The organism is Psychrobacter sp. NPDC077938 (genome assembly GCF_044542635.1).
Lineage (GTDB): Bacteria > Pseudomonadota > Gammaproteobacteria > Pseudomonadales > Moraxellaceae > Psychrobacter.
The window spans coordinates 830511-840855 of sequence record NZ_JBITUW010000001.1; the positions used below are offsets into that span (position 1 = coordinate 830511).

Annotated in this window: 7 protein-coding genes; 3 read left to right on the forward strand and 4 right to left on the reverse strand. The window is 41.5% G+C overall.

The window, feature by feature from the left end; translation table 11 throughout:
- Window positions 1-58: 58 nt before the first annotated feature.
- The 3 genes from hisA to ACIGBM_RS03545 all read left to right on the forward strand — a co-directional run bounded on the left by hisA (window position 59) and on the right by ACIGBM_RS03545 (window position 2915).
- Window positions 59-796 (forward strand): 1-(5-phosphoribosyl)-5-[(5-phosphoribosylamino)methylideneamino]imidazole-4-carboxamide isomerase, encoded by a 738-nt coding sequence (hisA, locus tag ACIGBM_RS03535; RefSeq protein ID WP_101204725.1) that lies wholly within the window; start codon window positions 59-61, stop codon window positions 794-796.
- Window positions 797-878: 82 nt separating this feature from the next.
- The gene (locus ACIGBM_RS03540) at window positions 879-2552 is read left to right on the forward strand and encodes a mechanosensitive ion channel domain-containing protein (protein ID WP_397476762.1); all 1674 of its coding nucleotides are present in this window, start codon (window positions 879-881) and stop codon (window positions 2550-2552) included.
- Between the two features lie 81 nt (window positions 2553-2633).
- Window positions 2634-2915: a hypothetical protein gene (locus ACIGBM_RS03545; RefSeq protein ID WP_397476763.1), complete on the forward strand. Its 282-nt coding sequence runs from the start codon at window positions 2634-2636 to the stop codon at window positions 2913-2915.
- Between the two features lie 117 nt (window positions 2916-3032).
- Here ACIGBM_RS03545 and rnr read toward each other — a convergent pair whose 3' ends face one another.
- From rnr to thrS, 4 genes are all read right to left on the reverse strand, one after another.
- Entirely contained in the window at window positions 3033-5309 is a 2277-nt protein-coding gene (rnr, locus tag ACIGBM_RS03550; protein ID WP_397476764.1) for a ribonuclease R, read from the reverse strand.
- A gap of 139 nt (window positions 5310-5448) precedes the next feature.
- Window positions 5449-6693 (reverse strand): toxic anion resistance protein, encoded by a 1245-nt coding sequence (locus ACIGBM_RS03555; protein ID WP_134292655.1) that lies wholly within the window; start codon window positions 6691-6693, stop codon window positions 5449-5451.
- Window positions 6694-7100: 407 nt separating this feature from the next.
- Window positions 7101-7604: a translation initiation factor IF-3 gene (gene infC / locus ACIGBM_RS03560; protein WP_057762155.1), complete on the reverse strand. Its 504-nt coding sequence runs from the start codon at window positions 7602-7604 to the stop codon at window positions 7101-7103.
- 23 nt (window positions 7605-7627) lie between these two features.
- Complete coding sequence (gene thrS, locus ACIGBM_RS03565) at window positions 7628-9562, reverse strand: threonine--tRNA ligase (protein WP_102091060.1); 1935 nt, start codon at window positions 9560-9562, stop codon at window positions 7628-7630.
- Between the last annotated feature and the right edge of the window lie 783 nt (window positions 9563-10345).

A 10345-nucleotide genomic window follows, 5' to 3' on the forward strand; every position in this document is an offset into this window, starting at 1 on the left:
CTCAAAATTTTAATTTACTAAATTTATTGCCAATCTTGTGCTTTATAAGGAATGCTATATGTGTGCTGTGCCTGTCATTATCCCGGCTATTGATTTAAAAGATGGTAAGTGTGTACGTTTAAAACAAGGCCGTATGGAAGATGATACGGTGTTCTCTGATGATCCGGTTGCTATGGCAGCGCGTTGGGTAGATGAAGGCGCGCGTCGCTTACATTTGGTCGATTTGAATGGTGCTTTTGATGGCGTGCCAGTACATAGACAAGTGGTCAATGATATCACCAAAGCCTATCCGAACCTGCCTATTCAATTGGGTGGTGGTGTACGTAATATGAACACTATCGAGCAGTATATTACCGCAGGTTTGACGTATATCATTATCGGTACAAAAGCTGTTGAAGATCCTGATTTTGTCGCTGAAGCTTGTCGCGAATTTGCAGGGCACATCATCGTCGGTATCGACGCCAAAGACGGTATGGTAGCCACTCATGGCTGGGCAAACGTGACAGATACCAAAGCGACCGAACTTGCTAAGCGCTTTGCAGATGTAGGCGTGTCGTCAATCGTTTATACTGATATCGCTCGCGATGGCATGATGCAAGGCGTCAACGTTGAACAAACCGTTAATTTAGCGCGTGAAGGCGGACTACCTGTGATTGCATCAGGTGGCGTTACTGATATGAAAGATATTGAGCTGTTAAAGCCGTATGGTGATTGTATCGAAGGTATCATCACTGGTCGCGCTATCTACGAAGGCACGTTGAACTTGAGCGCAGCGCAGCTTTACTTAGATAGCTAAATAAAGCTAGGCAGCTAAAATCAGACAGCTAATTATCAGCAACAAGCTAAGCGAGAAAAATCCGTAAAAATAAAGGATGCTTATGGCCACTTACATTGACCGTCCAATAATACGCAGTTCTATAAAAGCGTGGGGTCAAATGGTGTTGCTACTAAGCATCCTTTTTGCATTTTCAGCGCATGCTGCCAGTGAAGAAGTTTCTGGTATCGCAGCAGCACTAGGTATAGAGACAACTGAAGGTGTAGAGACAACAGAGGAAAGCATATCTAACGATGATTCTGCTATATCAGAAAATGAGACATCAACAGGTGAAACCACAGAACCTGCCAGCTCATTGCCAACGCCTGATCCACCGCCAGTAATCAGTGGCGAAAGCACTAATAATGCTCAAATCGAGACCACACCCACACCACAAAAAGACAACGATATTCGTCAACGTATCAGCGGTATCTTCTCTGAAATCGAAGGCTTACAAGCCGTCAATGTTAGTGTCACCCAAGGGGTCGTTACCCTAACGGGAGAAACAGCCAACGAAAAAAAAGCACAGCAAGCGATTAACTTAACCAACCGACTAACAGATGTCGTCACTGTAGAAGACAGAATTAACCGCACACTAGATGTTCAAGAGAATGTCTCAACAGTCTATCAAGGTTTAAAAGCGCAGGTGACTAATCTTGTGAAGGCTCTGCCACTACTATTGGTCGGCATTGTTATATTTGCCTTGGTAGCATGGTTTGGCAGCTGGTTATCTAATCGCAAAAAGATGTGGCAACGTCTGACGCCCAATCCATTTGTCGCTGAGCTGCTGTCGCAAACGGTCAAAGTCATCTTTATTATCTTTGGTCTGATTCTAGGACTAAGTCTAATAGGTGCAGAGACTATTTTAGGCACATTGCTTGGTGGGGCAGGTGTCATTGGTATTGCGGTTGGCTTCGCAGTCAAAGACACTATCGAGAATTATATCGCTTCATTAATGCTGAGCATTCGCCAACCTTTTCGTGCCCGTGATCATATCGTGATTAATGGACAAGAGGGAATCGTGGTTCGCTTGACCTCGCGCGCGACGATACTGATGACATTAGATGGTAATCAGCTGCGCATTCCTAATGCTGAAGTCTTTAAAGGTACCATTCTAAATTACACCAAAAACCCTGAGCGTCGATTTACTTTTGAATTGGGCGTTGATGCCAATGATGATCCATTAGCCGCAATCAAAGTCGGATTGGATGCGATACATACGCTGGCGTTTGTGTTGGATGAGCCTAAGGCAATTGCGGTCATTACCAATGTCGGTGATTCTAATATTGTTTTGGAATTTCAGGTTTGGGTAGATCAATCAGAGACCGACTTTGCCAAAGCACGCAGTATCGCCATTCGTGAGACCAAGCATGCACTAGAAGATAAAGGCTTTAGCTTACCTGAGCCTATTTATCGTCTGCGCTTTAACAACAAGTTAGAAAAAGCCTTTGAACACATGCAAAGCAGTGCCAACAATGCTAATAATGTTCAATCTGATATAACGATTACGCCGTCGATTCCTGAACCTGCTGAAACAAATCAGGTCAGCGGGAGTCATACGGATGACCAAGATAAAAAACAAGCCAAGGCTCGAGCCAAAACCATTTTACAAGGTCGCAGTGCTAATGAGGTTCTCGACGCCCGTCCTGACGATAAGCTGATGGAAAAAGTCGAGCAAGAGATTGCTCAAAGCTCAGATGAGACTGACTTATTGAATAATAATAGCCCGCAAGAATAGGTACTAGACGTTAAATAAGATTTAGGCATAAAAAGTGCAACAGAATCTATATTTGGTGGTTATTCAAATACGGGGCTTTTTATGGAAATGAAACACGTTATTATCTTTGCAATAATTGGTATTGTGGCATTGCTTGGCTTTAACATTATCAATGGCAATAGTCGCGAACAAAATAGAGAGATTGCAACCAGTAGTGTAGCGGCTGAACAGCCTGATTCTACAGTAGCTAGCTCTGATACAGATATTACTAGCCAGCCACTTAGTCAACAGCCGAAAGCTATTGTAGATAGTGCGACCAGTAAAATTGACCAAGCGCAGCAAGCCGAACAAGACCGTGTAGACCAATTGGACGATGCGCAATAGGCACAATAAATAGCTATGTCATTGATGATTGAAAAGTACACAGCATAAAAAAGGCTAACGATTACGTTAGCCTTTTTTATTGTATTACAACATCAGTATCCAAGTATCAGTCTAAGCTTAGCTTTTTTTGGCAGCACCTCTGCGGTTACTGCTTCTTTTCGCTGGAGTTTTCTTAGGCTGCTCTTTCTTCGGTTGACCTTTCTTGCTTTGGTTCATTGCACTAGATTGCAATTTAGCCTTCAAATCAAAATCAATTTGTAGCAGATCCATATTGACACCCGCAACCTTCACTTTAACTGAATCGCCCAGTCCAAATAGTGTGCCTTTATCTTTACCGATAAGCTGCTGTTGCTGCTCATCGTAGACAAAGAAGTCATCGCCAACGTTTGAGATATGAACCAAACCATCGATATATAAGTCAGTCAATGTGACGAATAGACCAAAGCTAGTAACCGTAGTCACAACGCCTTCGAACTCTTCCCCGACATGATCGGTCATATAGTGACACTTGAGCCAAGACTCTACATAACGTGATGCTTTTTCTGCACGGCGTTCTGTATCTGATGTTTGTGTACCAGCACCTTCAAGAGAAAAATCCATAACAGGCTGTGGGCTATTAGTGACTTTCGCTTTAATCGCGCGATGCAGCATCAAATCTGGATAACGGCGAATTGGCGAGGTAAAGTGGCTATATTCGTCATATGCTAGACCAAAGTGACCAATATTGTCAGGTGCATAGTTTGCTTGCATCATTGAGCGCAGTAGCATGCTATGAATACTGATGGCATCTGGTCTATCTTTAGTCGCTTCGATGATGCGCTGATAATCCGCTTGAGTTGGATTCTCTTCTGGGAATGGTAAGCCAAAGTTTTTCGCATATTCATGAATACGCATCGACTTCTCATTATCAGGCTTATCATGGTTACGATACAAAACTGGTAACTCATGCTTAAGCGCGAAATTTGCCGCACAAGTATTGGCAAGGAGCATACACTCTTCGATTAGCTTCTGAGAGTCGCCACGAGTGCGCGGTAAAATCGCTTCGATTCCGCCTTTTTCGTTGAACTTGATATACGTTTCAACCGTTTCAAATTCCATTGCATGACGTTCTTCACGCTTCTTAAGCAGTAGCTCATACAATTGATGTAACGTATCAACAGATTTTTTAACGTCTTTATTACCCGTTAATGATTTAGGTAATCTCTTATCATTCGGATTCACAAGATAATCATTTACTTGATTATAAGTTAGACGGGCTTGTGAGTGCATCACTGATGGATAGAACTCATATCCAGTCACTTTACCGGCGCGCGATATCTTGATATCAGCAACCATACATAAGCGATCTAGATTAGGGTTCAATGAACATAGACCGTTAGATAACACTTCAGGCAACATTGGAATCACGCGATGCGGGAAGTATACTGAAGTACCACGCTCATAGGCATCTTGGTCAAGTGGTGAATTCGGTGTCACATAATAGCTGACATCCGCAATCGCAACCACAACACGGTAGTTACCACCAGAACGCTTTTCAGCAAATACAGCATCATCAAAGTCACGAGCATCTTCGCCATCGATAGTGACAAGCGGTAGATGACGTATATCTGTACGGCCTTTTATGTCTTTCTCAGTTGGCTCTTGATAGTCATCAGCTTGCTTAAGCGCAGCTTCGCTAAAATCTGATGGAATATCATAGTTGAGCAGGGTAGTCTCAATAATCAATTCACGATCATTGTCATCAGACAGCACTTCAGTGATTTTTCCAGTGGCAAATTCATGCTGGTTTGGCCAGTCAATGATATCGACTTTGACAGGAGCGCCTTGCTTGATATTTAGCGCCTGAACATTGTCATCAGTAACCGTAATCGGCTGATGATTGTTCGGGCTACCAAGCTCAACACAATAGCCGTCTTCATCACGAGCAAGTGTACCAATAAAGTTGTTTTGACGACGTTCGATAACATCAACGATACGCCCTTCGGTACGTCCACGATTGTCTGTTGAAGTGCCGACGGCTGCTACTGTATCGCCATTGAATACCCAGCGCATTTGTTTTTCATGTAAAAACAAATCTGGCATATCACTTAGCACCACAAATCCAAAACCTTTTGGATGTGCAGAAACTGTACCTGAGACGATATCTTGCTTAGTCACTGTGCGATAGCGATAAGGACGACCATCACGATTTACTTGGCCATCACGCGCCATTGCTTTTAGGCGATTGCCCAAAGCATCAAACTGATCAGGATCATCAATGTTAAAGGCTTTTGCCAATTGTTGATGCGTAACTTCCCCATGCTCGTTAATCGTGCTGAGTATCAGCTCACGACTAGGAATCGGGTTGTCATATTTTTTTGCCTCACTTGAGGCGTTTGGATCATTCCAACTCATAAATTACCGTATCTATTTTTAAAATTATTAATAGTGGCTATCTTAACACGAACGACGTTGCAATATCTTGCGTCAATTGTCTTATGTGTATTCGGTAGCAGGAAGCGGTCAGTTTTCTGACGACCGCTATAGGGATAAATCAAATATCGATATCGACACTGCTAGATTGGTTAGTGATTTTTTTACTATCCAACTCTTTTGAGACTTCTAATACCGTAGTCTGATTCGATTTATCCAAGTATTTTTGTGCTTTATCTACTTCAGTGGTCAGTGTATTGACCGTTTGCTTCATATTCTCTAGCGCTTCAATTTTGTAATTACTAATCATATCCATAGTGTCATAGACATTATTGAAGGCATTTTGCAGTTTATCAAGCTCAATACTACTGCTAGTCGCCTGTTCGTGAATCTCACCTGACTGACGTTTGAGCATGGCTGAGGTTGATTCAATCAAACTACTGGTGGTTTTATTCAATGCAGTGATTTGATCTAGTACCAATTTTTGATTGGTCATTGCTTGTGCGACGACAACAGCCGTGCGTAAAGCTGACACTGTGGTCGTGGTTGCGCGATCGACACCTTTGATCAGCTCTAGGTTATTACGGCGAATGGTATCAAGCGCCAAATAACCTTGTACATTCACGGCTAACTGAGTTAGAAAGTCAGTGTTTTTTTGACGGACATAGAACAACATCTCTTCTTTAATAATGCGCGCTTTTTCAGGATCTGTTGCTTCTATCGCATAGACCTTTTGCTCAAGTTGCTCATCAATCTTTTTGCCAACGTAGACATATTGACGAATAGACTGCATCAGCTCCCACATATTTACTTTTTCTTGCTCAATCATCGCATTGTCTTTAAGCAATTCGTCTTTACCATTGTAGAGACTAGTCACAACGGCATTGATGTGCGACTGCGCTGACTCATACTGACGGAAATAATCTTGTACTTTATTACCGAATGGAATGAGACCGAACAGCTTGCGTGAGCTGGTTAGCTCTTTTTTGCTCGGATCTAAGTCTTCAACAATACCACGTAGTTCCGTTAGCGATTTAGCAATAGGAGAGTTGTCGAATAAGCTGTCATTCAGACTTTTTGCGGGCAAATCTAACATTCGGTTAGATACTTGTGCAGATTCACGAATCTCTTTGGTACCTAGATTATGAATAGACTGCACATTCTGTCGAAACTCATCGCTATGCACAGAGTTGGTAAGCACATGATCAACAAAAGCATCAACCTTGGCATCGAGCTCAGGAATTTGGCTTTCATCCAATTTGACCATCTGATCTGCTTCACTTTTCTGTATTTCTTTGACAGGTTCAGGTGCTGTTAGAGAGATACTGGGAGTTGTAGCGTTTTCTGGTGGCGTCAATTCTTGCATGAAATATCCTCTGATATCGGAGAAGGGAAGTGTTTTTTGTCAACGACGCTGACAGCCGTGATATACATTGTTTTTATTTATACACTTAGCTTTTATATATTTATAGATTTGTCTTTAGCTCATACTAATTTCTATCAAATAATCACTAGTTACTGCTAAATACTGACTAGTAAATATCACTAGACCTTTAGATTACCGTGTAATCAGAAAGTTGAGAAGGTAGATTTTGTAAAATAGCGTCAGTCAATAATGCTAGGGTATTTATGTTCAATATAGCTATGTTTATTACAGCAGTTTTTGAACCTAGATAATAAAAAACCATCAATATCCCGCAGCATATTGATGGTTAGAGTTATAAATAGCTATATAGACTAACAGCCACCACTCAAAGCAATCCAATAGACAGATTACTTTTTCTTAGTGGGTCCAAGCAGCATACCCATCTGACGACCTTCCATCTTAGGGTACTGTTCGACGTTTGAGATATCAGCAGTATCTTCAATGATACGATCAAGTTGTTTGCGACCGATATCTTGGTGCGCCATTTCACGTCCGCGGAAACGGATGCTAATTTTAACTTTGTCTTGATCTTCCAAGAAGCTCACGATTTTTCTCAGTTTAACCTGATAATCGGCCTCTTCGGTACTAGGACGTAGCTTCATCTCTTTAAGCTGAGTCTGCTTTTGGTTTTTCTTAGCTTCTTTAGCCTTTTGCTTTTGATCATAGAGGAAATGCTTATAATCCATGATCTTACATACTGGCGGCTTAGCTTCAGGAACTAATTCAACCAAATCTAGATTTTCATCACGTGCCGCTTTCATCGCGGTTGCGATATCAACCACGCCCATTTGCTCGCCATCTTCTTTAACGAGACGGACTTCTTTGACATTGATATCTTCGTTGATGTTCAAACGGTTGGACTGTTTAATAGGTATTACTCCTCATCTGTTTTTGGGGTCTGTCGGCCTTTTTTACTGACAGCGGTCTGTACTAATGTAATAAATTCAGAAACACTCATCACGCCAAGGTTCTCACCTTCGCGAGTTCGGACGTTAACACTGCCCGATTCGACTTCTTTATCCCCTAATACTAGCATATAGGGAATACGTTCTAATGTTTTCTCTCGTATCTTAAATCCAATCTTTTCGTTACGCAAGTCGCTAATAGCGCGCAAACCTGCATTTTTAAGCTCGCTAACCACGTTTTCACATGCATCAGCTTGTTTATCAGTGATGTTCATGACCACAACTTGCTGTGGTGCTAGCCATACTGGCATCCAACCTGCGTAGTTTTCGATCAAAATACCGATGAAACGCTCAAACGAACCTAAGATTGCACGGTGCAACATAATAGGTACTTCACGATCGTTTTGCTCATTGACGAACTCAGCATCTAGTCGTTCAGGCATGTTTGGATCAACCTGAATGGTGCCACACTGCCAAATGCGTCCTAATGAATCCTTTAGACTGAACTCAATCTTTGGACCATAGAATGCACCTTCGCCAGGTAAGTAATCCCAGTCTAGTCCTGAGCTATCAAGCGCATCTGCTAGAGCCTTTTCTGCAAAATCCCAAGACTCATCACTACCAACACGTTTTTCAGGGCGGGTAGACAGTTTCATAATGATATTATCAAAGCCAAAATCTTCATAGACCGCAAGCGTTAGCTTAATAAAGTCAGCGACTTCTTGTTGAATCTGTGCCTGCGTACAGAAGATATGCGCATCATCTTGAGTAAAACCACGTACACGCATCAAACCATGCAATGAACCTGACGGCTCATTACGATGACAAGAACCAAATTCAGCCATACGCAATGGGAGATCACGGTAAGACTTTAGTCCTTGATTAAATACTTGCACGTGACAAGGGCAGTTCATCGGTTTTACCGCATAATCACGGTTTTCACTAGAAGTCGTGAACATATTGGTTGCGTAGTTGCCCCAATGTCCTGAGCGCTCCCACAAGCTGCGATCAACGATTTGAGGAGTTTTAATCTCTTCGTAGCCATTATCGTATTGTACTTTACGCATATATTGCTCAAGTACTTGATAAATCGTCCAACCATTAGCATGCCAGAACACCATACCTGGTGCTTGCTCTTGCATATGAAATAGATTTAGCGCTTTACCGATTTTACGATGATCACGTTTTTCTGCTTCTTCAATACGCTGAATATAAGCTTTTAACTGTTTCTTATCAGCCCACGCAGTACCATAGATACGCTGTAACTGCTCGTTTTTCGCATCGCCGCGCCAATAAGCACCTGACATTTTGGTCAGTTTGAATACTTTCAAAAAGCGCGTGTTTGGCACATGCGGGCCACGGCACATATCGACGTATTCTTGGTGATGATACAAACCAAAGGCTTCTTCACCTGGCATATCATTAATAAGCTTTAGCTTATAGTCTTCGTTACGTGATTCAAATATCTCAATCGCTTCGGCACGTGGCGTCATTTTTTTAATAACGTCATAATCTTGCTTGATCAGCTCCATCATGCGTTTTTCAATCGCTTCCATATGCTCAGGTGTAAACGGCGTTTCACTAAAGATATCATAATAAAAACCATCATCAATGACAGGACCAATGACCATTTTTACATCAGGGTAGAGCTGTTTAACAGCATGACCTAATAGGTGAGCACATGAGTGACGGATAATATCGACACCATCGTCGTCTTTTGGCGTTACGATTTCAACATTGGCATCAGCGACGATAGGATCATGTGCATCTACTAGATGACCATTTACACGTCCAGCAACCGTCGCTTTAGCGAGTCCTGTCCCAATACTTTGCGCCACTTCCATGACTGTTGTATGACCTTCAAAGTCTTTTACACTACCATCGGGTAAAGTAATCGCTACCATAATCTATTCGCCTATTATTGGGTCCGTTGGCAGTGATGATTGCAACCATCAATCATATAACCGTGAGACCACATCAATTATATCTAATCATCGTGATATGTTGTGAGAGGGATGCATTACCTAGAGTCTTACTATGACTATATATGCTAGGACCAATGTAAGGCCTAAAGCCAGTTAATCAATAGCATTGCAGCAAAACGCATTTCGCTATAGAAGCAATATAACAGCCAACATATATAAGTAATGCAGCAAAATACCTATTATAGCAAAAACCGTCTCTCAACACTAGATATCAAGGGATTGCGCGACGACTAATATAAGAGCCATATCTTATGATAAAAGTAGTATCAAATACTGCACTATATAGGACAATATATTGAAAGAATCATATAACCCCAAACAACTTAGCTTCTATATAGTGCTAATTATGTGAATATCAACATTCAAAAATATTAGGGATAATTTGCTCAAGAGAAATATGTAAGAATATCAAGATGAATAAGTCCAGTTATGAGGATTAGGTAAAGCTTACCTTTACTAAATATTGTTGAATTAAGTCGTATTGCACACTAGTACTTAAGAAGATAAAGAACCCTAAATCATAACCCGTTGAAAGAAATACAGATTTATTCATCTATTAAAATAAGTTTAAAAACATTAATAAAACGGGTTGACACAAAAGTTAAACCGTCTATAATACGCACCTCATCAAGACGAGCTGGAAGTAGCTAGTGTGTAGATTACACATTAATAACCCAGTTAACTTGTTGAAACAAATTAAAA